Source organism: Lutispora thermophila DSM 19022, assembly GCF_900142105.1.
GTDB classification, from domain to species: domain Bacteria; phylum Bacillota; class Clostridia; order Lutisporales; family Lutisporaceae; genus Lutispora; species Lutispora thermophila.
Genome location: NZ_FQZS01000004.1, coordinates 50,449 through 74,924 on the forward strand (window position 1 = coordinate 50,449; position 24,476 = coordinate 74,924).

At 37.3% G+C, this 24,476-nt stretch carries 21 protein-coding genes and 1 other annotated feature; of the genes, 11 read left to right on the forward strand and 10 right to left on the reverse strand.

The window, feature by feature from the left end:
* The first annotated feature begins 66 nt into the window (after nucleotides 1–66).
* The 3 genes from BUB48_RS02365 (at nucleotide 67) to BUB48_RS02375 (ending at nucleotide 6,158) form a co-directional block, all read left to right on the forward strand.
* Nucleotides 67–1,692 carry a Na/Pi cotransporter family protein gene (locus tag BUB48_RS02365; RefSeq protein WP_333782538.1) on the forward strand — a complete coding sequence of 542 codons (1,626 nt, stop codon included), beginning with the start codon at nucleotides 67–69 and terminating at the stop codon, nucleotides 1,690–1,692.
* A gap of 255 nt (nucleotides 1,693–1,947) precedes the next feature.
* Nucleotides 1,948–3,549 carry a methyl-accepting chemotaxis protein gene (locus tag BUB48_RS02370; RefSeq protein ID WP_207648307.1) on the forward strand — a complete coding sequence of 534 codons (1,602 nt, stop codon included), beginning with the start codon at nucleotides 1,948–1,950 and terminating at the stop codon, nucleotides 3,547–3,549.
* A gap of 116 nt (nucleotides 3,550–3,665) precedes the next feature.
* Nucleotides 3,666–6,158: a phosphodiester glycosidase family protein gene (locus BUB48_RS02375; RefSeq protein ID WP_073024143.1), complete on the forward strand. Its 2,493-nt coding sequence runs from the start codon at nucleotides 3,666–3,668 to the stop codon at nucleotides 6,156–6,158.
* Nucleotides 6,159–6,203: 45 nt separating this feature from the next.
* On the opposite strand, the gene BUB48_RS02380 is transcribed toward BUB48_RS02375, so the two are convergent.
* Nucleotides 6,204–7,181, reverse strand: coding sequence for a dipeptidase (locus tag BUB48_RS02380; protein ID WP_073024145.1), 978 nt, complete (start codon nucleotides 7,179–7,181; stop codon nucleotides 6,204–6,206).
* A 42-nt stretch (nucleotides 7,182–7,223) separates the two neighbouring features.
* Entirely contained in the window at nucleotides 7,224–8,432 is a 1,209-nt protein-coding gene (locus BUB48_RS02385) for a DUF819 family protein (RefSeq protein WP_073024147.1), read from the reverse strand.
* 165 nt (nucleotides 8,433–8,597) lie between these two features.
* Between BUB48_RS02385 and BUB48_RS02390 the strand changes: the two genes are divergently transcribed.
* Nucleotides 8,598–9,140 (forward strand): helix-turn-helix domain-containing protein, encoded by a 543-nt coding sequence (locus tag BUB48_RS02390; RefSeq protein ID WP_242944148.1) that lies wholly within the window; start codon nucleotides 8,598–8,600, stop codon nucleotides 9,138–9,140.
* A gap of 155 nt (nucleotides 9,141–9,295) precedes the next feature.
* On the opposite strand, the gene trmB is transcribed toward BUB48_RS02390, so the two are convergent.
* Nucleotides 9,296–9,940 carry a tRNA (guanosine(46)-N7)-methyltransferase TrmB gene (trmB, locus tag BUB48_RS02395; protein WP_073024149.1) on the reverse strand — a complete coding sequence of 215 codons (645 nt, stop codon included), beginning with the start codon at nucleotides 9,938–9,940 and terminating at the stop codon, nucleotides 9,296–9,298.
* Between the two features lie 266 nt (nucleotides 9,941–10,206).
* Between trmB and BUB48_RS02400 the strand changes: the two genes are divergently transcribed.
* Nucleotides 10,207–11,439, forward strand: a complete 1,233-nt coding sequence (locus BUB48_RS02400; RefSeq protein ID WP_073024151.1) for a dicarboxylate/amino acid:cation symporter — start codon at nucleotides 10,207–10,209, stop codon at nucleotides 11,437–11,439.
* Between the two features lie 39 nt (nucleotides 11,440–11,478).
* Here the strand turns inward: BUB48_RS02400 and BUB48_RS02405 are convergent, their stop codons facing one another.
* Nucleotides 11,479–12,528 carry a CAP domain-containing protein gene (locus BUB48_RS02405; protein ID WP_073024165.1) on the reverse strand — a complete coding sequence of 350 codons (1,050 nt, stop codon included), beginning with the start codon at nucleotides 12,526–12,528 and terminating at the stop codon, nucleotides 11,479–11,481.
* 234 nt (nucleotides 12,529–12,762) lie between these two features.
* On the opposite strand from BUB48_RS02405, the gene BUB48_RS02410 reads away from it, so the two are divergent.
* Together BUB48_RS02410 and tyrS are read left to right on the forward strand one after the other, a co-directional pair.
* The gene (locus BUB48_RS02410) at nucleotides 12,763–13,284 is read left to right on the forward strand and encodes a DUF2179 domain-containing protein (protein ID WP_073024167.1); all 522 of its coding nucleotides are present in this window, start codon (nucleotides 12,763–12,765) and stop codon (nucleotides 13,282–13,284) included.
* A 93-nt stretch (nucleotides 13,285–13,377) separates the two neighbouring features.
* Nucleotides 13,378–13,608, forward strand: a binding site (T-box leader).
* Nucleotides 13,609–13,663: 55 nt separating this feature from the next.
* Nucleotides 13,664–14,896, forward strand: a complete 1,233-nt coding sequence (gene tyrS, locus BUB48_RS02420; protein ID WP_073024171.1) for a tyrosine--tRNA ligase — start codon at nucleotides 13,664–13,666, stop codon at nucleotides 14,894–14,896.
* Between the two features lie 105 nt (nucleotides 14,897–15,001).
* On the opposite strand, the gene BUB48_RS02425 is transcribed toward tyrS, so the two are convergent.
* On the reverse strand, nucleotides 15,002–15,787 hold the full coding sequence (locus BUB48_RS02425; RefSeq protein ID WP_073024173.1) for an FMN-binding protein: 786 nt from the start codon (nucleotides 15,785–15,787) through the stop codon (nucleotides 15,002–15,004).
* A gap of 396 nt (nucleotides 15,788–16,183) precedes the next feature.
* Here BUB48_RS02425 and BUB48_RS18775 point away from each other — a divergent pair, with 396 nt between their 5' ends.
* Nucleotides 16,184–16,312 (forward strand): hypothetical protein, encoded by a 129-nt coding sequence (locus tag BUB48_RS18775; protein WP_278308938.1) that lies wholly within the window; start codon nucleotides 16,184–16,186, stop codon nucleotides 16,310–16,312.
* A gap of 96 nt (nucleotides 16,313–16,408) precedes the next feature.
* Here BUB48_RS18775 and BUB48_RS02430 read toward each other — a convergent pair whose 3' ends face one another.
* Nucleotides 16,409–17,467 carry a YkvI family membrane protein gene (locus BUB48_RS02430; RefSeq protein WP_073024175.1) on the reverse strand — a complete coding sequence of 353 codons (1,059 nt, stop codon included), beginning with the start codon at nucleotides 17,465–17,467 and terminating at the stop codon, nucleotides 16,409–16,411.
* Between the two features lie 172 nt (nucleotides 17,468–17,639).
* On the opposite strand from BUB48_RS02430, the gene BUB48_RS02435 reads away from it, so the two are divergent.
* The gene (locus tag BUB48_RS02435; RefSeq protein ID WP_073024178.1) at nucleotides 17,640–18,002 is read left to right on the forward strand and encodes an ArsR/SmtB family transcription factor; all 363 of its coding nucleotides are present in this window, start codon (nucleotides 17,640–17,642) and stop codon (nucleotides 18,000–18,002) included.
* A 195-nt stretch (nucleotides 18,003–18,197) separates the two neighbouring features.
* Nucleotides 18,198–20,300, forward strand: coding sequence for a heavy metal translocating P-type ATPase (locus BUB48_RS02440; RefSeq protein ID WP_073024502.1), 2,103 nt, complete (start codon nucleotides 18,198–18,200; stop codon nucleotides 20,298–20,300).
* Between the two features lie 100 nt (nucleotides 20,301–20,400).
* On the opposite strand, the gene BUB48_RS02445 is transcribed toward BUB48_RS02440, so the two are convergent.
* The 4 genes from BUB48_RS02445 to BUB48_RS02460 form a co-directional block, all read right to left on the reverse strand.
* On the reverse strand, nucleotides 20,401–20,916 hold the full coding sequence (locus BUB48_RS02445) for an ECF transporter S component (protein ID WP_073024180.1): 516 nt from the start codon (nucleotides 20,914–20,916) through the stop codon (nucleotides 20,401–20,403).
* The gene (locus BUB48_RS02450) at nucleotides 20,909–21,778 is read right to left on the reverse strand and encodes a pyridoxamine kinase (RefSeq protein ID WP_073024182.1); all 870 of its coding nucleotides are present in this window, start codon (nucleotides 21,776–21,778) and stop codon (nucleotides 20,909–20,911) included. Before BUB48_RS02450 ends, BUB48_RS02445 begins: the two co-directional genes overlap by 8 nt.
* Nucleotides 21,779–22,001: 223 nt before the next feature.
* The gene (locus tag BUB48_RS02455) at nucleotides 22,002–22,328 is read right to left on the reverse strand and encodes a DUF3784 domain-containing protein (protein ID WP_175548330.1); all 327 of its coding nucleotides are present in this window, start codon (nucleotides 22,326–22,328) and stop codon (nucleotides 22,002–22,004) included.
* Between the two features lie 19 nt (nucleotides 22,329–22,347).
* Nucleotides 22,348–23,238 carry a hypothetical protein gene (locus BUB48_RS02460; protein ID WP_073024186.1) on the reverse strand — a complete coding sequence of 297 codons (891 nt, stop codon included), beginning with the start codon at nucleotides 23,236–23,238 and terminating at the stop codon, nucleotides 22,348–22,350.
* 220 nt (nucleotides 23,239–23,458) lie between these two features.
* On the opposite strand from BUB48_RS02460, the gene BUB48_RS02465 reads away from it, so the two are divergent.
* On the forward strand, nucleotides 23,459–24,352 hold the full coding sequence (locus BUB48_RS02465; protein WP_073024188.1) for a copper amine oxidase N-terminal domain-containing protein: 894 nt from the start codon (nucleotides 23,459–23,461) through the stop codon (nucleotides 24,350–24,352).
* The last annotated feature ends 124 nt before the right edge of the window (nucleotides 24,353–24,476 follow it).

Sequence of the window (24,476 nt, forward strand, 5' to 3'; positions counted from 1 at the left end):
GTATTGTACTTGTGCTTGTATAAGAATATACTTATGATGGCATATTTTTTTTGGAGGTGTAACTCTTTGGTCTTTAACATGGTAATAAACTTGTTTGCAGGTTTGGCTATATTTTTGTATGGCATGAAGGTTATGTCCGATGCCTTGCAAAAAGCTGCAGGAAACAGGATGAAAAGACTACTGGAGATTCTAACTAGAAACAGAGTATTAGCGGTTTTGGTAGGAACGGTCATAACTGCCATAATTCAAAGCAGCAGCGCCACTACAGTAATGGTAGTAGGCCTTGTAAATGCAGGCATAATGAATCTAAGCCAGGCTGTGGGCGTTATAATGGGAGCTAATATAGGTACCACTATGACAGCCCAGTTAATTGCTTTTAAATTTGATAATATTGTTCCTTTTGCATTAATTATAGGAGACGTTTTTGTACTCTTTGGAAGGAAAAAAACCCATAGGCAGTTAGGTGAGTTGATTCTGGGTTTTGGATTGCTTTTCATGGGAATGAATTATATGAGCGATGCTATGAAACCATTAAGAGAAATACCCCAATTTACTCAGTTCATGGTTGATTTGCAGCATAATCCTATACTTGGTGTATTTGCCGGTTTCCTGCTTACTGCTGTAGTTCAAAGCAGTAGTGCCACCATAGGTATTCTTCAGGCATTGGCTTCTCAGGGTCTGGTACCTATAGAGGCTGCGTTGCCCATATTATTTGGTGATAATATTGGTACATGTGTAACTGCCCTTTTGGCCAGTATCGGTACAAATCTCACTGCTAAAAGAGCAGCCCTTATGCATCTCATATTCAATATTATTGGTACGTTTATATTCTTGATAATACTTGGACCAGTAGTAGGCATTATTAAATTTACTTCTATAGATACAGTTAGGCAGATAGCTAATGCCCATACATTATTCAATCTTGTAAACACTATCATTCAATTGCCTTTTGCAGGATTTCTTGTAGTAATAGTCACAAAAATTTTGCCTGGAAAAGAAGAGTCTGATCCATCAAAGCTTGTATATCTGGATGAGAGAATACTTGAGACACCATCTGTAGCTGTTGTCCAGATAATAAAAGAAATATTAAGGATGGCAGATATAGCAAGGACAAATGTAAAAAAATCCATAGATGCCATATTAAGCGGCGATGAGAAATTGATAGAGGAAGTATATACTGACGAGAAGACTATAAACGCTCTGGAAAGAAAGATAACAGAATATTTGTTGGCTGTTTCCAGCAAACCTATAAGTGAAGACCAATCAAATAGAGTGGCAGCTTTGTTTAATACTGTTCACGACGTTGAGAGAATAGGAGATCATGCTGAGAACTTGGTTGAACTGGCCCAATTTAAGATAGATAACAAAATAGTATTTTCGGATACTGCTATAAAAGAAGTTAAGGAAATCTACAGTATAGTAGATAGAGCTATAGAAGCAGCTCTGGAAGCATTGAAAAATGATGATGAAGAAAAAGTAAAAGAAGTAGATAAATATGAAGATATGGTTGATGAATTAAGGGATAGTTTCAGAGAAAGCCACATAAGGCGTTTAAACAACAATCAGTGCAATATAAATGCAGGAGTAGTATTTTTGGATATAATCACCAATCTTGAAAGGATTTCGGACCATGGTATCAATATTGCAGGAATTGTAAATCCCAGTGCGATAAATCAAAAACCAAAAAAATAGATAGAAAAGGATGGTTTGATATAGCTTTTTATAATGTTTAAGAAAGCATAAGTTTCCAAATATATACTTTCCCTTAAAAGCATTTCAAGAAGGGCTTCCTTGACTGTCAAATGGTTGCAAAGGAAGCCTTTCTCATTTTTTGACTTTTCTCTATATTTCCCAGGAAATAATGTCGATTAATAAATTATAATGTTTATTATTGACTTTATAAGAGGTATAATATAGAATATGCAGTAATAAGTGGGAGGTATGCATATGACGATTCTTTGGAAAGCCTATATTTTGGTGAGCATAGCTATAGGTCTATGTGCTATTATTGCGAGGAATAATTTAATAATACTATCAATATTAATTGCTGCGCTTGTTGCCATGAAAATAGGATTTGTTTATGCCATCAGCATAGGTACAAAGAAGATACATGAAAACCTTACTAGTATAGTAAATGGACAGTTGAATATTAATATAAGAAAGACCAAGGTAAAAGCAATCAATAGAATCGCAGAAAAGTTCAATGAGTATCTGGATAAAGTGAGAAGTCTTACAGGACAATATGTTAATTTGTCAGACAGAACTTCAAAGGAATCTCAGACAATGAAGATGCAAGCAGAAAGTCTGAAGATTACTGCCAGTGAGATAGCTTCCACTGTGCAGAATATTTCAGAGGCAGTAAACAGCCAAGCCGATTCAACCATGAGCGTAAAAGAAAGTATAGATATATTTACTAATGGAGTAGAAAATATCTACCAAAATGCATGGGAATGCCTGAATGCAGCAAAAAATTCAAAATCAGTTGTAGATGAGAGCTTTGAAACCTTTAAGGAAGCATTCCTCAAGATGGAAGAGGTAAAGCAGCATAATGATAAGGTGCTTCAGGACATGTTGAAGCTTAACAACTCAATAAAGGAGATAAGTGCAATAACTGAAGCAGTGGAATCCATAGCTTCTCAGACACATCTTCTGGCGCTGAATGCCTCTATTGAGGCTGCAAGAGCAGGGGAAACAGGAAGAGGCTTTGCAGTGGTAGCAGGGGAGGTAAGCAAGCTGGCAGATGACTCTTCTAACTCTGCTAAGAAGATAAAGGAACTTATTGAAGGCATAATAAAAGACATAGACGAATTATCATCTAACCTTAAGACGGAGACACAAGTTGTGGAAAACAATGTGGCCTATGCTGAGAAAGCATTCAAGAAATCGGAAGATATAAATGAAGCTGTTGTAAAGAACATGGACGCAGCTCAGGCAATAGTGGATCTGACTAAAGAGCAAAAAGCCAAGCTGGATGAGATTGCCCAGGCTATAGAGAATATCAGTGATACAACGCAGCAAAATGCAGCAGTGGTTGAAGAAATAAATGCATCCACTGAGGAACAGCTATCCATAATTGAGACCATGTATGACTCCATATTAAGTTTAAGCGATGCCATTGAAAACAGCAAAGAAATAATCGGCAATTTCATGAAAGGCTTTAATATAACAGATGAGATAAAATCCCGAGTGGAAGCGGTTAAAGGAATGCTTACGGATATATCAAAAGTCGAAGGACTTTTACATATGGAAGAAACTGAAGGCAGTCAGTTGTTTAAGGAGAAGCAAAAGAATCTAAGCTATGTGGAGTTAATTGCCTTGGTTGATGAAAATGGAAGACTGTTATACTCAAGCCCTGAAGTTCCTGTAGATCAGAGAAGTTGCAGTGCTAGGGAATTTTTCCAAAGGGCAGTTAAAGGAGAAACCTATGTAAGCAAAGAGTATATATCCATACTTACCAACCATTACAATATAACCGTGTCTATACCCATCTATGAAGGAGGAAATGTTAAAGGAGTACTCCTTGCAGATATAAATCTAAATGATAATTAGAAATTCTGTAAACAACCCAACAGGGTTGTTTATTTTTGTAACAAATTAGAAATATAACTCGTCCAATATTAATGGTACAATAGAGTAGAATCATTGATGCACAGGAGGTAATTTATATGAAGAAAGGATTTGCGGCAAAACGGGTACTTAGTTTGCTTTTAGCCTTTACGCTCCTATTTTCATCCATACTTTACGCTGATATTGGAGGTGAATATAAGGAGACCGGCCAGCAGGTGGGGCCTAATACCTATTACAAAAATGCAACATTGAAAACCCAGAAGAATATATTCACCATAAACATGGTAGAAACTATATTGGGAGACGAATACATAAAAATTGAAACCTCAGATAGTGGAAAGGTTGTAGGCACTCAATCCGTATCCAAACAGGCGCAAAAAAAGTATAGTGATAGCAGCAGGGTAATAGGCGCTATAAACGGCGACTTTTTCTATACAAATGAACTAAGAGGGCTCCCATCAGGTACCAGCATTATAGATGGGGAAGTGAGGACCGCCTTGCCTGAAAGCAAAGTTTTTGGAGTAAATGATATAGGTAGTTGTTTTATAGATATTTTGCAGATGAATGCATTTGTTTATATAAATGATATAACTTATCCAATAGCTGGAGTAAACAGGGTTAGATGGGATAACCAGCTTATACTTTATACTCCGGCGTTTGCAGGCCTTACAAACACAAAAGGAATCGGCACGGAAGTTATAGTCAAAGGGATTGAACTTCCCATAAAGGCTAACCAGACATATACAGGTCATGTGCATGCCATAGCCAAGGAAGTGAAAAACACGGAAATACCTGAGGATGGAGTAGTGCTGTCAGGTAGTGGAGAAGCCGCTGAACTCCTTAATGGATTGAAGGAAGGCGATGAAATTAGCTTTAATGTAAGTTTTAGCATAGAAAATTTGAAGTATGCAATATCAGGTAATACAAGGCTTATAAAGGACAAGCAGGTAGCAGCGGATGAAATAGCAAAGATTGCCGATGGGAAAAGCAGACATCCGAGGACGGCTATAGGCATTAAGGACGGTTCTGTAGTTATGGTTACCGTAGACGGAAGACAAAATGGCTATAGTGATGGCATGACTCTCAGTGAGTTTGCCAACTTCTTGCTTAATCAGGGAATAGAAAATGCCCTCAATCTTGACGGAGGGGGATCAACCTCCATGATCGTGAGGACTCAAGGAAATTACGGCCCTATCCTTGTGAACTCACCTTCTGACGGAAGAGAAAGAAACATATCCAATTCAATACAGATTGTATCCTATGCGCCGTTGTCCGAACCGCTAGATGTAAGATTTAACCAGAGTACACTTAATATTTATAAGAACAGCACCTATATACCATCAGCCTATGGACTGGATAAGTATTTCAACAGGGTGGATGTATCACCAAGTGTCATTAGTTATAAATTGAGTTCCGGCATTGGCAAAATAGATAAAGAAGGAGTATTTACCGCTGCTTCTAAAGCCGGAAAGGGATATATCGAAGGGTCTTTAGGTGGTACCAAGAGCAGAATAGAAGTACAAGTGCATGATAAAGTTGCTTCACTTAAGATAACAAATAATCTTGCAAGGCTTGAACATGGCGAAAAAGTTCAGTTGCAGCTAAAAGCATATGATGAGAAGGGGCAGGAAATAGTCATAAGCCCATCTGCTGTAAGTTGGCATGTTACTGGTAATATAGGAACTATTGATAAGAATGGAGTCTTTACCGCCGGCGAAAGTGACGCAGAAGGAAGCATTGTTGCCAAAGCTGATACCATATTGGCAAGTACTCAGGCAAGGATTGGGGATATGCCGATAGTTCTGGCTGGCTTTGAAAAAATGGATGGTATTGAAATAAGCAGCATAAGAACAGTAGCAACAGGGAGAATTTCATCCGGTGAGGAACCTGTTAAAATAGGAAAAGGATCATTGAAATTGGAGTATGATATGGTAACAGGAGAAGAAGGAACATCGGCAGCCTATATCAACTTGAAAAAAGCCATAAAAGTTCCAGGAAAACCTTTGGAAATAGGATTATGGGCATATGGTGATGGTGGAGGACACTGGTTAAGAGGTGTTTATACAAACAGTGCAGGAGAGAAGAAAATTGTTGACTTTACAAAACAGGGAGGCTTCAATTGGAAGGGATGGAAGTATGTATATGCAGAAATTCCTAAAGATGAAAAATTCCCTATAACCTTTGAACAGATATACATTGCAGAACCTGTAGAAGCAAATAAAGCAAAAGGTATAGTATACTTTGACAACTTGACAGCCCTATATAAAGAAGGACCGGATTACTACAATCCTGAAGTTGTATCAGTTAAACCTTCTAGCAATGAGCAATTGACCGAGCAGCCTTCAGAGATAATCATAAAGGTTAAGGATAAGGGTACAGGCATAGACCCGAATTCAATAAGATTCATGATGGATAATGTGCAGCTTAAAGCCGTTTACAATCCTGACACAGGAGAGATAATTCATAAGGTAGACTATAAGATGATAAAAGGACAACATAATGTGCGCTTGTTCTTGAAAGATAAAGCAGGAAATGCTATAAACCCAGAATTTAACTTTACTTTCAGCATTAATCCGGAAGCACAACAATAGGAGAGGTTTTTCCTCTCCTATTTGTTTTAATAAATTTAATATGTTTTATTTTAGGATTCTTTTTAGCAAATTCACATAGTTTTTATAGGATATTAACTCAATTTCCTTTTTGGTATATCCCCTCTCCTTCATACGATTAATGAGATTGGGAATATCGGCTTCAGAAGATAAGCCTTTCACAGTAATTGAATTGGTCCTAGGGTCTGGTGGACCTACATATGAAACAGGGAGAAAATCACAGAAATCAAAGCCAAATCCAATATGTTCTATTCCTATTATGCTCTTCATATAATCGATTTGGTCTATAAAATCATCTATCTCCTGTTTATCCTTATCATCGTTGACAAATGAACTGCATGCATTAACTCCAACTATTCCTCCACTTTTGGCAATAGCCAATAGCTGATTATCATCAAGATTTCTTTTTACATTTGCGAGCTTTTTGGCATTTGAATGAGAAGCTATAATAGGACCTGACGCGATTTCCACTACATCCCAAAAAGATTTTTCATTTAAATGTGAAACATCTAAGATAATTCCTAACTCTTCAATCTTCTCAATAGCTTTTTTGCCCAATTCAGTGACACCGTATATATCGTCATCAACCCCAGAGGCTAGCATGTTACGTTCGTTCCATGTCAGAGAAGCATGCCTCAATCCTATACTTTTGTAAAATGATTCAATTAAGTCTATGTTATCACCGATATGAGCTAATCCTTCCATTCCCACTAGAATGTTTATCTTATTATTTTTAAGACCATGTTCGAAATCTTTATACTCCCTGACTATATTAAGCAGATCCGAGGCTTCCTCAAACTCCTCAGACATGGCATTAATGATCTGTTCAGTCCTCTCTTGCCGATTGTTAAGATGTTCGGGATCGGTCCAAATCACCCATATTTGCCCAATGATATTTGATTTTAAAAAGCTATCATAATAATATTTTCTGAAAACGTCCTTTTCACCTTCAAGTCTTCTATTGGTTATATCAGATAATAAATCCGAATGTGCATTGAATATCATTATAAGTTTTCCTCCTAAAGCTTCATTTGTAAACTCAAGGCTTTAAATAAGTATATTTCCCACTATAATACCTAAATAGTTGCCTATAATATATCCGAATACTGCGACCAAAACTGATGGTCCAACCAGAGGAGTCCAGCCTTTGGCACTTGCCATTGCTGAAGCAGTGGCAGGACCGCCTATATTGGCATTGGATGCGATAATGGCTTCTTCCAAATTAAATTTAAAAATCTTGGCCCCGAGAAGTGTTATAAACATGTTTACCGCTACCATAATACCGCAGAACACCAGAAGTAAGGGGGCATTAAATATTATTTGGGATATAGATGCAGGCACACCTATTACTGCCATAAAAATAGCCATGAAAAACATTCCTATTTCTTGAGCACCTTTTAAAGAGGAGAAAAAATCAGATTTAAAGGTTGCCAGTAGCATCGTTAATGTAGTCAATACCAGATACATGTTCCCCAATAGTGAGTTTAGTATTTGCAAAAATGGATTGCTTGTTGGGATAATTTTTGAAAATAGACCTGCCAGTTCTGTGGAGACGGCTACAATTATAAATGAAGTGGCCACAACGAAGGCAATATCCTTCAATGTAATACTTGCTATTTTTGATGTTTTTGAGCTTTCGGATTGGGATGTTAGAGCAACAAATCCTGAAGTTTCGATTTCATCAACCAGGGGATGTGAAAAATGCTTTCTGAAAAATGGGATTGATGGCATAGCTAATAGTACGAAGAAGTATAATGCCATTAATAGGTTATCAGCTACTGTAGCAGATGCTACCAGTTCACTTGGCACATTGAAAGCATCTGATAATGCTACAAAATTGACTCCGCCGCCTATATAGGATCCAGTCATTATTGCTGCTACATACTTTAATCCGGGCACATATTTGTGCAAAGCAAAATAACCTATAAATGCGCCTAATACGGTGCCAATTGCTCCTATGAGGAAAATTCCCAATAATCTTCCGCTTTCCTTCCAAATCTTTTTCATATTGCAGTTGAATAGAAGCATGGGAATGGCTAAAGGAATGATATAACTCCATACAGTATCATATACTGGAGATTCTGTAGGAATAATATGGAGGTTGGATAGAATTAATGCTCCTCCTAGAGCAATGATAGAACTTGTTACTTTTTCTGCCCATTTATACTTTCCTTCCAAATAAATACTGACAGCAGCTAATCCTGTTAAAATTGCCCATAAGACCCATGTTTGGTCCGGTTTAATAAAGCTGTTCATAATTAACCTCCTTACTTGTTTTATTTATATTATCAAAATAATACAAAATTAGTGAATCGTCAATATATTAAAAATAAATTTAATATATTAAAAATTTGGCCTTATATATTAATCAAGTTGAGAATGGTATAATATAATATCATATATTGGTCTTTGGAGGAAATTATGATAGATGTAGGATCGAAAATTCGAAAACTGAGAAAGTCAAAAAACTTGAGCATAGCTGATCTTTCTGCCATGACAGGATTGAGTACCGGTCTAATAAGTCAGATTGAAAGAAATAAAGTAGTGCCCACAATTGTTGCTATGCTGAAAATAGTCAATGCGCTTGAAGTAACTATGGGGTATTTTTTTGATGAGGAAAAAGATATGCCAACAATAATTAGGAAAGATGAAAGACGAGTTTTTGCCACTAATGATGATTCCAGAATATACGAATTTTTAACTCCGACCCATAACAAAAAAATGGAATTCATATTGATAAGGCTGAATAACTGTACTCATAAATCTGAAGAAGCATTTTCACACGTAGGTGAAGAATGTGGATATGTTATTAAAGGAAGCATGGCTGTAATAATTGGAGGGAAGAGATATGTGCTAAATGAAGGAGACAGTATATATTTTGACAGCTCAATACCCCATGTCTATGAGAGCAACGATGATAACGAGTGTATTTCAATATGGGCTATGACACCGCCTAGCTGGTAATACGATAGAAAAAAGAGAGGCGATGCCTCTCTTAATCCCCATAAGCTCTTGCAGTTCGTATCACCCGGCAAGGCGTAAAAGGAATATCATAATCCCAGGGACGATCCAAAAGAAATTCCTTAACTTATTGTTCATTATGCATAGTTCATAGCTCATCACTCAACTTTATATATCGCCTTTAGTCTATTTATCTTAACCCCCTGTTCCATGAACTTTGTTTCATATTCAGTGGGTATGTTTTCCGGATCATTTTCTGCAGCCAGATCGTAAGTAATATCAATTATATCGAAATTCGCTTCTTTAAACTCCTCTATGCTGAAATCAAAGAGAGGTCTGTTGTCGGTTTTGAAAATTATCTGGGCTCCGTCTTTTAAAAATAGCTTATATTTTTCTAAAAATCTTCTATTGGTAAGGCGCCTTTTTGCGTGCTTAGCCTTAGGCCAAGGGTCGCAAAAATTTATAAAAAGCCGATCCACTTCATCCTTATCGAATATATCGTTGATATTTTCGATGTTAAAAGGAAGCAATGCCAGATTTTTCACTTCTTTTTCAAGGGCCTTTTTCAAAGCCATATAAACTACCTCATACTTTGAATCAATACCGATATAGTTAATGTCGGGATTTCTATAGGAATTTTCTACAATGAATTTACCTTTTCCTGTGCCTAGTTCTACATATAAAGGATTACCGTTATTAAAATAACTCTTCCACTTTCCTTTATTTTCTTCCGGTTTAAATATTATCAAATGCGGGTTTTCTTTTAATGTACTTAGAGCTTTAGGCTTCTTCCTTAATCGCATTATATCTCCTCCAATTGATTAGCAATGATTATGAATATAGTATCATTAAGTATTTTAACATAGATGAGTTCATTTTATATAGTATTACATAATACAATAATATATTTATGGATGTTCTTAGTATGGGAGATGAGAATACAGAGTAAAGATTGTCAGAATGTTAACAATTATATAAATGATTTCATATGGACAAACCTAGTTCTGTATATCATAATATTAACTAAAGATTTATATACTATTATAAAAATGTTAATGGAGGTGTTTTGATGAAAAAGCTTAACTTATCTACAAAGATACTAATAGCATTGATTGTAGGTATTGTAGTAGGCTTACTAATGCAAGGCGCACAGGATGCCGCTAATAATTATATTAAGCCTTTCGGTACACTATTCTTGAACCTCATTAAGCTTATTGTTGTACCATTGGTGTTTGCTTCATTGGTTGTAGGAACAACAGGTTTGGGAGATGTTAAAAAAATCGGTAAAATAGGTGGAAAAACCTTGGCTTATTATCTTTTAACTACTGCTTTTGCAGTAATCATAGGACTTATATTAGCTAATGTATTAAATGTAGGAGCCAATTATTCCATACCTGTTGATGCAACGGCTCAAGCGCAAGAAATACCCAAATTTGTGGATACATTGTTGAATATCATACCAACGAATCCTTTTAAAGCCCTCGTAGATGGTAACATGCTTCAGATTATTGTTTTTGCAATAATGTTGGGTGCAAGCATAATGGCCATAGGTGAAAAAGGAGAACCTTTAAAGAAAGGCATTGATTCTCTAGCTGAGGCCATGTATAAGATGACAGCAGCTATAATGAATTACGCACCTTATGGTGTATTTGCTCTTATAGTTCCTGTAGTTGCGACGAATGGTCCCAGTGTCCTTTTACCTCTTCTAAAGGTTATAGGGGTCGTATATTTAGGTTGTGTACTTCATGCTGTGTTAGTATATTCAAGCACAATAAAGGCATTTGGAAAATTCAGTCCCGTAGAATTTTTCAAGAAGGTATCTCCTGCTTCAATGTTTGCTTTTACAACAGCCAGCAGCAGTGCTACTTTACCGATAAACATGAAATGTGCAGAATCCATGGGAGTACCAAATCATATCAGCAGCTTTGTTCTTCCTTTGGGAGCAACTATAAACATGGACGGTACCGCATTATATCAAGGTGTTTGCGCATTCTTCATAGCACAAGTTTACGGTCTTGATTTAACAGTTTCTCAGCAGATTACAATAGTTCTTACAGCTACTTTAGCTTCCATAGGAACTGCAGGTGTTCCGGGAGCAGGATTGATAATGCTCACAATGGTGCTTCAGGCAGTTGGATTGCCGCTTGAAGGTTTGGCACTCATAGCTGGTATAGACAGAGTTTTGGATATGGCAAGAACAGCTTTAAATGTTACAGGTGATACTGCCTGTGCAGTAGTAATAGCAGCATCGGAAAATGAACTTCAGAGAAGTACTGCATCTCAGAAAAATGCATCTATGTAAAGCTACCGCAGGTTCAATCCTGCGGTTACTTTTTTAAAGCTACTTGCCTATAAACATCTGAGTGTACATCTTGCTGCCGTCTGCGGAAGCTATACCTACACCCAATTCAGTGAAATTGGGATTCAGGATGTTTTTTCTATGACCTTCAGAATTCATCCATGCTTGAAATGCTTTTTCCGCAGTGGTGTTTTGAGCCAGATTTTCACCGGCATACATATAAGATATTCCATAATTTTTCATCATGTCAAAGGGTGATCCGTAAGTCGGCGATTGATGAGAGAAATATCCTTTATCCACCATATCCTTTGATTTCATACGAGCCAGTTTTGTCAAGTCGTTGTTGGCTTTAAGGGCAGGAGCTCCAACTTTTGCTCTCTCTGCATTGCACAATTCAAGTATCTTTTTCTCCTCGGCTGTCATAACGCCTGTTCCTGATGCATCCTCAGCAGTTGTGCCAGCACCGGTGTTTTTTCCACCTCCGGTTGTTGTGCCTGTGCCGGTAGTTGTACCGCCACCAGCTTCGGTTCCAGTATTGCCGGTGTTGTTATTTACTACAGGTGGTGTTACATTTGGTATTTGCTTTTTCTCGGTTCCTGAAGGATAAGGTTCAACATATTTGCTTTCTACACATCCTATATTCTTAGTTCCGGGAACCTGAACAATATACCAGTTGCCAGCCTTTCCATAAACATTTAGTTTCTGATTTGATGTTACTGTACCAACTTTAGAAAAATTGCTGCCAGGACCAGATCTTATAACGATATTTGGCACCTTGACTTTTCCATAAGATACATCAGCTTTTTCTGAGCTTGCTGATATTCTGTTGTTATAATCTACATTGCCCCATATATTGCTTCTTCTGTTATTTGGTCCTGTAATATTATTTAGCCCCAACCCGTCTTCATTCAAGTTGTTGTTGGTCATATTTCTGTTGCTGTTTTGTCTATTGTTGATCAGGTTGTTATTTTCTTGATTTGGTGTCGAAATTCTCCTTGTATATTGATTATTGGCACATCCTAGAAGAGACAAGGAAATGACCAATATGCACAACATAAAGGCAAATAATCTTTTATATCTACTCCTACTCATAAACAACCTCCTTTGGATTTGCTGTCGAAAACATGCAGAATTAAATGCAGTTTTCATATTTATTTTGCATATATAAAAGAAAAATATAAAAAGTAAACAAGCCTCAAATTAAGGCTTGCATGGATTAAAATTCTTGTTTCCTTTAATGAAAATTTTGTATAAAATAGAAAGGGAAAATAATATCAATGATAGAAAATTTTTATGTCAATTTTTTTGCGAAAGTGGGAGAAGTAAATGCCGGTATTTGTACAAGCTCTGTTTATTTTTTTTGCCAGGATAACCGATGTGTCAATAGGTACATTGAGAACAATTTTGCTAGTAAAAGGAAACAGGAGGATAGCAGCATTTTTAGGTTTTTTTGAAGTTATGATTTATCTCATTGTTCTTGGAAATGTGGTCGGCAATCTTAACAAACCTATACTTATAATTGCCTATTGCTTAGGTTATGCATCAGGAAACATCATCGGCGGAAAGATAGAAGAAAGGCTGTCCTTGGGAAGGGTTTCAGCGGAAATAATAGTAAAAGACAATTATCAGGATGTTGTAAAAGTTCTCAGAGATGAAGGGTTTGGTGTCACAATATTTGAAGGAATGGGTCTGGAAGGTAAAAGCTACTTATTGAACATAGCGTTGGAGAGAAAGCAAATAGCAAAATTAAATAAAGTGGTAAGCAAAATAAATCCCAATGCATTTATAACATTTACTGATGTTAGATCTTCAATAGGAGGACATTTTGTACCAAAGAAAAGATTTTAATACTTAAAAAATTATGGGTTTCTCTCATAAAAATTTACGAAGCAACTTTTCCCTATTGACAGGAAATTATATCAAATATATAATAAAATTCATATAAAGGCGATGACAGGGAGAAGTAACAGAAAGATGCCTCAAAGAGATCCGGCGGTTGGTGCGAGCCGGAAGGCAAAATCTGCGAAATACACCCTTAAGCTGCAGGCTGAAATATCAGTAGGCCGAGACGGAAGCTTCCACCGTTATCTAAGGAAGGGGATATTATCTGTATCCTTTAAGAGTGGGCATTTTTGCCAATTAGGGTGGTACCGCGAGCCATTCGTCCCTATGTGGGATGAATGGCTTTATTTTTTTACACAATATCTATAGATAGGAGGAATTTTAGATGGAAAAGAAAAATGTTTATGACATTTTGAAAGAAAGAGGCTTTATTCAGCAAGTAACTCATGAAGAAGAAGTGAGGGAGCTGTTGGGCAGGGAGCCGGTTACTTTTTATATAGGTTTTGACCCAACTGCAGATAGCCTTCACGTAGGACATTTCCTGCAAATGATGGTAATGGCTCACATGCAGAGAGCCGGACATAAGCCAATAGCTCTTCTTGGCGGAGGCACAACCATGGTGGGAGATCCCAGCGGAAGGACAGATATGAGAAAGATGCTTACTTTGGAAGAAATTCAAAGCAACGCTGAGAAATTTAAGGTACAGTTTGAAAAGTTCATAGATTTTAACGATGGCAAAGCTATCATGGATAACAATGCCAACTGGCTGTTAAAGCTTAATTATGTGGATTTTCTAAGAGAAATAGGTGTTCATTTTTCCGTAAACAGAATGCTCACCGCCGAATGCTACAAGAATAGGATGGAAAAGGGTCTTACATTCATCGAGTTCAATTACATGCTGATGCAGGCCTATGACTTCCTTGAACTATACAGAAGATATGGCTGTAGGCTCCAATTGGGAGGAGATGACCAATGGTCCAATATAATCGCCGGTGCAGATTTAATCAGAAGAGTGGAAAGTGAACCTGCTTACGGCATGACTTTCACACTTCTTACCACCAGTGATGGAAAGAAAATGGGAAAGAGCCAGGCAGGTGCAGTATGGCTTGACCCCAATAAAACCAGCCCGTACGATTTCTATCAATATTGGAGAAACGTTGATGATGCGGATGTAGAAAAATGTTTGGCACTTTTGACATTCCTGCCTATGGAGGAAGTAAGAAGATTAGGTTCTCTGCCCGGCAATGAAATAAACGAAGCCAAGAAGGTTCTTGCCTTTGAGGTAACAAAGCTGGTGCATGGCGAGGAAGAAGCCGTAAAAGCAAGGGAAGCGGCAGAAGCATTATTTGGTGGAGGCGGTAATCTGGACATGGTGCCTTCAACCGAAATTGACAAGCAGCAGTTGGGAGATGGAATGAATGTCATAGATTTGGCAGTCTTAACAGGATTAGTGCCCTCTAAAGGTGAAGGGAGAAGGCTCATCACTCAGGGAGGACTTACTATAAACGATGCAAAGGTGGATTCTATAGACCGCATCATCACTTTGGATGATTTCAAGGATGGAGCATTGATGATGAAAAAAGGGAAGAAGACATACCATAGGGTAGTGATTAAATAATAAAACCATTGAATGCCAAATATATAAGTTATTAAATAAGAATAGATACAAAATAAAAATAAGGCGCTTGTATAGCACCTTATTTTTATGCATATTTTTGTATAATTATTTTGCTTGACTCAATGCTTTTTCTACAAGAGTTTTAAAGTTTTCTCCAGAATGTGTAGCTCCACCTGTTACATCCACTTTAGTTATGTCCTGTGAAGCAATCAAGTCGTTAGCGAACTTTTCATATGTTGCAGCCACATCTACGTTCTTAATCTGCTTAAAGCTTGATTTGTAAGCTTCATCTTGAGATTTGTAAACAACTGCGCTGGATGAAGCTTCATCATAAGTTGCAGCAGTTATTTTGCCTTCTGCAACAGTAATTGTAACATAAGGAGTCCAACCTCTTTCATCTGTCTTGCCTGTAGCTTTGTATGTGCCGTCTTTCAGGTTGTCACCGTCTTTTGCCTGAGCCATGGCTTCAGCTGCTAATGTTTTGAAGTTTGTGGAGGAAGTTGTAGCACCTGATACTGCAGCAACCTTTTCTGCATCCTGAGCAGCTACCAAAGATTCACCAAGCTGTTTGTAAACAGAAACGATGTCCACATTTTTAGCATCCTTAAAGGTCTTAATGTATTCGGCATCCTCTGATTTGTTCATGGCTCTTGCTTCGTCATATTTTACTTCAGAAATCTTGCCATCTTTTACTACTACTGTAACTTCAGGTGTCCAACCTCTTTCGTCAGCTTCACCTTTTGCTGTGTAAGTACCGTCTTTATAACCAGATTCTCCTGTTGCAGGCTCATTTGCCGGTGGAGCCGTAGCGGGTTCACTTTTTTGAGCGCATCCAGCAGCCATAGCTACTACTAATACTACTACTAGTGCCAATGATAATATTTTTTTCATTTATAAAACCTTCCCCTTTCGAGACTTTGTTAATAAATTTACATTAACATTATAACATACTGAAGAAAAAAATAAATACTTTTATTACAAAATTTATAGATGTGTAATAAATAATATTGGTATGTAAACAATTTTATGCCAAATAAATATAAGAATATTTCATTTTATCCCAAAACTATAATGATATAATTTTGTTGCAGACTTATGGAATAAAGCCGCTTTAAGGTCTTAAACATCATGTTTTGCAAATGAAAGGGAGGTACTATGCGTGTATGTTCCAGTACTAGAAATAAATTTTGAAAAAGAAACATAATGCACATAATATAAAGAAGTATTGTGAAAAATATGACATCAGGATATGGTGACGTAACTAAGTGATTTTGTGGCGATTTGAACATGTTGATAAGAATTCCTAAGACAAGTGAAGCAGAAGAAATAACTGCATGTGCAGATATAAGCTTTCAATCACAGTCGGAAGTTATAAAGTCCTATTCGCAAAAGACTTCAACCAGGGGAAGCGTATGACGCGGTACTAATGGTTGATGTAGGAGACAATGATTCTTTTACATGTGCATACTCGGCCATGCTGACTCTAATCATATATCTTTATATGGATAAGGTTTATGCAATATTGTGTTTGCCTGAACCTTTGAAAACTATATAAACCATGAGGAACATTGACAATGCTCCAAACAAAGGATAGAAGAATGCCACAAGGGATTTGAAATCAAATAGAGATAAAGGTATGGAAAGAAATACGATTAATGTACATATAGCTTTATAGCTGTACTTTTTTTTGCCGGCGATGCGATTTCCAAGGCTGAACACATCTGATACGGCGGTGGAAAATATCTCTCCCCAGATGCATAGGGCCAATGCATATTTAAAATAAGGATGGAAATATTTTGTAATATATAACATGGGCATGGATTCATCTAATATTTGAGGCATATGCATGAAGATAAGGGAATTCAATAAAAAAGCGAGGACCATCAGACCGAAGCCTCCTATAAAAGCTCCAAGCCGCAACACATTTTTATTTTTTATATCCTTTGGGAAGGCAGAAAGGACTCCCAAAGATAGGATCAAATTATAGGAACAATAAAATAACATGAAGAAAAAGGGCTTAAAGGCAGAAATATTGCTGTTTGCATCCATATTATCCAATGCCAGCGATATGTTGCCATCTTTGAAAATCATGAAAGAAGTAAATATTACCACAGAGGATATTACAGGAACAATTATGGAGTTTACATTTAATAAGCCTTCAAGGGACTTAAAAACTGCCAGAAGGGTAAGAAGGCATATGATGAGTATTCCTGCAATTTTGGGTATTTTGAAAAAAGCTTTAAAAACTTCACAGCTGCCCGAAAACATGATAGAGGTACCCAAGAATAAGAAAAGAGTAATCATAGAATCATAAAGAAAACCGATTTTTTTGCCGCAGAGCTTGCTTACAAAGTCCTTGTAATCGTAAGCCTTCAGTTGATCCGATATGTTTAATATGGAATTGGCTGCTATAAAAAACATCAATCCTGAAAGTATGACCGTTATAAAGCCATAAGGGCCAAATACTGTGAAAAACTGCATTATTTCTTGACCTGATGCATAGCCTGCTCCTATGACTGTTCCGATAAATGCAGCACCTATTCTAAAAGACAATAAAATTTCTTTTCTCATAAAACCATCCTTCCAAAGAAGCCTCAATAAAAACCTGGTTCAATCCATTATATTTTTAAAATCTGAATAATATGCATTGACATACATGAAAAAAAGGAATAAAATAGAATTGAATATATGAACAGATATTCATATATTCACACATTCATACATAGAAGGAGGTTGGATGTTCATGGCAGACGATAAAGCAAAGGTGGATTGTTGTGGCGTAATCAATGAAGATCTAGTAAAAAGAATAAGTGAAAACATGCCTGATGATGATTTGCTATATGATATGGCGGATCTATTTAGGGTATTTGGCGATAGCACCAGAGTGAAGATAATTTATGTCCTTTTTGAATCTGAAATGTGCGTATGTGACATAGCAACCATTCTCAATATGAACCAATCTGCCATATCCCATCAGCTTAGAGTCCTTAAGGATGCAAGGCTGGTAAAGTACAGGAGAGATGGCAAGACCATATACTACTCACTGGATGACGAACATGTAAAACAATTATTCGACCAAGCTATGGCTCACTTGATGCATGGATAGGCGAGACCGAAACCTAGTGAATATTTTGACATTGCGAAGCGCGTGCTGCATATTAGCCTTCAGAGGAATATTGTAAAAATACACGAGTCACGAGACAGGACGGAAAAGGAATACTCTAGGCCATGCAGCGTGCAACAAGACCATGAGTGATACCCTAGGCTATGTTATTGTAAGGAGAGAAATATTATGGAAGGAATAATAAAAAGAGAATTCATCATCAAAGGCCTCCATTGCGCCAATTGTGCAGCTAAGATGGAAGGCCGCATTAAAGAAATTGATGGTATTCACAATGCTTCTATAGATTTTGTCGGCAAAAGGTTGGTATTGGAATATCAAAATGTTTCAGATGGAGAACGAATCATTGGTGAAGTAAAAGACACAATAGATAAGATAGAAGAAGGCGTTGAAATTGTTGAAAGAAAAATAGCGCCAATAGTAGAAGAGGAAGAAGACAATGAAATAAATATAGAGATACTGAAGCTTTTAGGTGCTTTAGCCATCTATGTGGCAGCCATAATCTTCAAATCAAATGGCCTCATAAGATTATGCATGTTTGTTGCAGCATATATATTGTCCGGATGGGAAGTCATTTTGGGAGCATTGAAAAATATATCCAAAGGACAGTTGTTTGATGAGAACTTTCTCATGACCATTGCCACCATAGGAGCCTTTGCTATGGGAGAATATCCTGAAGCTGTAGCAGTTATGATATTTTTCAATATAGGAGAGATATTTCAGGATATTGCTGTTGACCGCTCCAGAAGATCCATTAAGTCTCTTATGAATATAAGACCTGACCACGCAAATTTAGTTGTTGGAAAAACGGTGGAGCAAGTTTCTCCCGAAGAAGTAAGGATAGGAGATATTATTCTTGTAAAACCGGGGGAAAGAGTACCTTTGGATGGTACCGTGGTGAAGGGAGAAGCTTCAATGGATACTGTTGCTTTGACAGGAGAATCTGTTCCCAGGATGGTGAAGCCGGGAGATCATGTCTTGAGCGGCTTCATAGCCAAAGATAAGATGATAACCGTAAGGGTTGATAAAGAATATTCCCAGTCTACCGTTGCAAAAATACTTGATCTTGTGGAAAATGCGGCCTTGAAGAAGGCTCCCACAGAAAACTTCATAACCAAATTTGCCAAAGTATATACACCTATAGTAGTTTTCACTGCCTTGGGTATTGCTTTAGTGCCTACTATGGTTTATGGGTTTAATACGTTTTCCCAGTGGATTTATAGGGCCCTAATATTCCTGGTTGTATCCTGTCCATGTGCCTTGGTTGTATCCATACCTTTAAGTTTTTTCGGAGGTATAGGAGGGGCTTCCAAAAAAGGCATTCTGGTAAAAGGCAGTAATTATCTTGAGGCTTTGAACAACATTCATACAGTGGTATTTGACAAGACCGGAACCCTTACTGAAGGAGTGTTTAAGGTAAATGAAATAATCAATGAAGGCGAATTTGATGCGGAAGCAGTGTTGAAATATGCTGCAACAGCAGAGAGCTTTTCCGATCACCCTATAGCTCTCTCCATAAGAGAAGCCTATGGAAAAGATATAGACTCTTCGGTTATTAAATATCATGAAGATATAACAGGAAAAGGAATCAGGGTAAAAACCGAATCAGGTGAAATACTGGTTGGAAATGAAAAACTAATGGAAGCAGAAGGCGTATCCTATAGGAAAGTTGAAGCAAATGATACAATAGTCCATATAGCTGTTGAAGGCAAATATGCGGGATATATCCTTATATCCGACAAGATAAAGAAAGACTCGGCGGATACAGTGAAAGCGCTGAAGGAAGCAGGTATAAAGAACGTTGTCATGTTAACAGGCGACAATAAGACGACAGCAATAAAGGTAAAAGAAGAGCTGAATCTGGACGAAGTTCACTATGAACTGCTGCCTCACGAAAAGGTAGAAATGCTGGAAAAGATAAAGAGAGAAAAGAAGGAAAAAGGAAATATAGTATTTGTCGGTGATGGAATAAACGATGCCCCTGTTCTCACCATGGCAGACATAGGAGTCGCCATGGGTGGCCTGGGATCTGATGCAGCCATAGAAGCTTCTGATATAGTGATCATGACAGATGAACCTTCTAAGCTTATTGAGGGTATAAAGATCGCAGCATTTACAAGAAAGATAGTATGGCAGAATATTATATTGGCATTGGGAGTCAAGTTGGCCGTATTGATTATGGGAGCATTAGGATTTGCTAACATGTGGGAAGCTGTATTTGCAGATGTTGGAGTTGCTCTTTTGGCTGTGCTCAATGCGACAAGAATAATTAAGAATCAATAACCCAGAATGAAGATGTAAATTCTCTTATAAAAAAGGTCATTACAGGAAATGCAATGACCTTTTGATACATTGGGGACGGTTCTCTGTGCCTCACTTTTTGTTAATTCATATTCAATTTGGATATAGGCTTGTACAATGCGGCTGCCAGAGGTAATGCAACAACTGCGCCAACGGTGGAAGTGATTAGCGAGCTTGGAATATTGAGCAAAGCTGCCTCAAACTTCCCTATGACAACTGTCCATGCTGCCAAATATCCCACAAGGGTCCAAGCAGCACCCGCTATAACAGCCATTACATTTCTAATGAAGCTTTTGCCTTGGGCACCACCGGAATGGGCAATGCTGCCTACTATATATCCGGCTATACCTTTTATGAAAAATGACCATATTGTGTAAGGAGAGAAGCCCATTAAAAGATCAAAGAAGGCTGAACCTATTGCTCCTCCAAAACCGGCATACACTCCACCGAAGAGCAGCGCTGTGGTGTATATGGCCGCAGAGCCAAGATGCACCATTGCTCCATTTCCATAGGGTATCTTTATGGTAGTGCCTATAGTGCAAAAAGCAGCCAACATGCCTATGATAACAATATCTCTTATACTGAAATTTCTACTCATTTATCATTTCACCTCTCCCAATATTATTTTCATTATTGAGTTCAAACAGCATATCTTCCAATAGAATTCCTTCTCTTACAGGTGTTCCGGCAATGTAGGTTTTCTCAACAGCCAATGATACAAATCTGCTGGCTTTAGCCACTGCGCTGGGCAAATCTAATCCTTTCACAATATAGCCTGTAAGTGCGCTGGCGAATATGTCACCTGTTCCAGGATACTGAGCCGGTATATGTTTGTAATCTACTTTCCAGTAAGAATCATCTTTTCTGCTATATCCAAAATTTCCACAACTTCCATTTGAAGTTTCTACTCCAGTTATGACCACATTGGCAGGACCTAAAGCAGAAAGCTTCTGAAGCAAATGCTTCACTTCCTGAAAATCTAAAGCTTTGTCATCATAATCCTCACCTGCAAGCAAACATGCTTCTGTCATATTTGGAGTTATAACGTAGGATTTTTCTATCAGGGAAAACATCCCATTTATCATATCTTCGTCGGTTATTTTATAGAGTTTTCCATGGTCTCCCATAACAGGATCAATTACTATAAGATTGCTGTCATTGTATTCTATGAGTCTCTTTACCAATTCAATTTGCTTGGCAGAACCCAGAAAGCCGCTGTATATGCAGTCGAATTTAATATTTTCCTTTTTCCAGCATTCAATAGCCTGCTCCATCTCATTGGTAAGCTCATAAAAGGTATAATTGGCAAAGCCACCGGGATGGCTGCTCAATACTGCTGAAGGCAAAGGACAAACCTGAATGCCCATGGATGAAAGCACAGGTATTACCACAGATATGGAGCTTCTGCCGTAACCGGTGATGCCATGGATGGCAGCTGTCTTTGGTATTATGTTCTTCATCGGGTCCTCCTCTTTTGCATAAAAAAATAAAATCAGTACATACTATCTGATTTTATTTTAAAAGATTATATAGCAATAATGAATATATCAAAGAGATTATAAAAATGGTTTTAGAATAATTATTAAAAGTGTATCGATACACCCATTAGCCCTCCAATGGTATGCTCTGTTTATCATACCATTGCAAGTGCCTTAAATCCTTCACCTGAATGGAACTCACCAGTTACCTGGTTTTCTTAAATCTATTGCCTGTATTGGCATAGATGACTCCTACAATAATCACCACCACATAGAGAGTCCATCCCACTCCCAATATTATTCCAAGATGGGAAGTAATAAGAAGTGACAGGATGCCCATGACAAGAACTATTCCTCCAAGGACAAACATAAGATTGCCTACAAAATTACATAGGGCTGCTTCATCATACTTTGCTTTTTCTTCTTTGGAGGAAGTATTATAGCCGGCGATAAGCCAGCTGGCTTTACCGAATCTGACTATTGCACCTATAGCTATAAAGAACAAACCAGTGATAAGATTTATCAGAAACATTATTTTGCCTTCCATGACTTTAATACACCTCAACATTTCTAAAGTTGTATCTTCCTGGAGAATGATCTAACCCGCCGTTTTCTTCTACAATCCATCCTTCCATATGGCATTTATAGTTTAAACCCATATCATCTTTGGCTGTGATATATATGATTATTTCATCACCTGTATTGCACTGAAGCTCATAATCCTTTAGCAATAAGTAAAATCTTTCGCGTTTTGATGTATTTTCTAATTTCATAGGAAAAGTATCAATGACCTTTCCATTTAGCTCTATATCTAGATTTGCCTCTTTTATTCTAGTGCCATCACCATCAGGCTTGGGGTTAATCAGCTCATACTCATGGTTTATAATAAGCTTTGAGCTGCCAGCATTTCGCTTTATAGAGCCACCAAGAGACCTGGCGTTTATTCTAGCTGCGTACTTGTCGGCAATGGGATAGATGGTATCCAGCTTTTCTGTCTTCTTATTGCTTTCACCTTCGATTACCAAATCAACATTTGCTTCATCAAATATAGAAATAGTAGCATTGGCTGTAAAGCTGACATTATCCTCCGTCTCTGCAGGTATAAGCTGTGGACTGTTATTGCCTGCCTTTATGAGGAAATAGAGCTTCTCACCCTCATTATAAACCTTTGGCTTTACACTTAGGATAAAATCCACTTTCTTATCTTTAATTCCAAGATTCTCATACTTAAACTCACTTACAATACTTCCTTCTTTTTCTATAGTTCTTTCAATTCTGTCTATACCGCTTGATATAGTGTTATCTAAAGAACTGTTTATGGAGCTTATATTAATTTGAAGATTTCTGATTTCACTTTTCATGGAGCTAATATCTAAGGTGGCTTTGATATTAAGGAGCAAAGATGCAATTAGCACTATTGCTACCCATTTGGGTAGTTTCATAGAGAGACCTCCTTTAAATTATATTAACATCGCAATTCCTAGTTGAAAAATGAGTTGCATTTTTTATTAATATGATTATACCATTAAAAATTACATCAGTTTATGTATTATGAAATCTAAAAAATAATTATGGCAAAAGGGCATAATAATTGAGGAACTTTTTTATATGGTCTTATGTCTAATTATATGAAAATGGAAATTAAGATTAGGAGGAATTCATATGAAATTAAGAAAATTTATCATAATTACAGCATCGGTGGCTGCATTGAGCTTTGCGTCTATGACTTTTGCAGACCCGGTTATAAAGCTGGTATTAAACGGAAAAGAATTGAAAACTGATGTAGCGCCTATACCTGCGGATAACAGGGTTATGGTGCCCATAAGAGTTATATCCGAAGCTTTAGGAGCCAAGATTGATTGGGATGCTGAGACCAACTCTGTCATAATCGACTCAACTGAATTGGAAGCCAGGAAAATGCAGATATCAAGGCTGGAAGAGGCCATAAAAATACTTGCTCCTCAAGACCAATTGGGCGTTGTCAAAACCTGGGCAGAAGGGGTTAAGATAAGAAACGGAGTTCTACAGTATACTCTTATGTCACCAGAACTTCAAAAACAAATGTATGATTATTTTGTCTCAATGGGCTGGGTAACAGGCACATCAAGCCCTTGGGTTGAAAACTATGAGATAACAGAGAAGTACAAATCCGAAAAAGCATACACATATGAAGTCGATTTTATCTATACAGATTCAACAGGAGCCAAATTTACAGAAAAGCAATATATAACCCTGAGGAATTTTGATGGCAGATGGCTGATTTCTAATATAGAAAATGCAGATGTGGTGGGTAAAATAACAGAATTGACCTTTAGCAAGGATAATAAGCTGGAAAAAATATTTGTAGAAAGCGACGAAGCTCCAATAGGCACCTATGATAAAGCCAATGTCTTAATAGGAGAAAACACCAAAATATATAAAGGTTACTCCGATGAAGAGCTGAAACCCAGCGATCTTAAAAAGGGTATGAAGGTTCAGGTGGACTTTGTAGACGGTCCCATGATAATGATATATCCACCTCAGGCTGAAGCAAATGTAATCAGGGTAATTGAATAAAGGATCAATAAAAAAATTGGATCATAGCAGTCAATAGAGATGCTATGGTCCAATTTTTTTATAAATCTCAATAGGTCCATTTGAAAAACAGAACTTTTGACTCACTTTACTTTTTAGTAAGTAA